This is a genomic window from Herbaspirillum sp. UBA812 (assembly GCF_002296545.1).
Lineage (GTDB): Bacteria > Pseudomonadota > Gammaproteobacteria > Burkholderiales > Burkholderiaceae_D > Herbaspirillum > Herbaspirillum huttiense.
The window spans coordinates 2,886-3,183 of the sequence record NZ_DBIC01000301.1 but is presented as its reverse complement, the minus strand read 5'-3'; the positions used below and the strand labels follow the sequence as shown (position 1 = coordinate 3,183).

At 62.4% G+C, this 298-nt stretch carries 1 protein-coding gene; it reads right to left on the bottom strand.

The window, feature by feature from the left end:
* Positions 1 to 298 (bottom strand): DNA polymerase (locus B3873_RS20880; RefSeq protein WP_286868771.1); only part of this gene is annotated, 298 nt, incomplete at both ends.

Sequence of the window (298 nt, the reverse complement as noted above, 5' to 3'; positions counted from 1 at the left end):
GGCCAGGCCGAAGGCGCTCATGCCGTAGATCAGTCCGAAGTTGATGACCTTGGCATAGCGGCGCTGCTCGGACTCGACCTGCTCGGGCGCGATGCCGAAGATTTCGGCGGCGGTGGCCTTGTGGATGTCTTCGTTGTTGGCGAAGGCCTTCAACATGTTCTCGTCTTCGGAGATGTGCGCCATGATGCGCAGCTCGATCTGCGAATAGTCGGCCGAGACGATCACGCAGCCTTCGGGTGCGACGAAGGCTTCGCGGATGCGGCGTCCTTCGGGCGTGCGGATCGGGATGTTCTGCAGG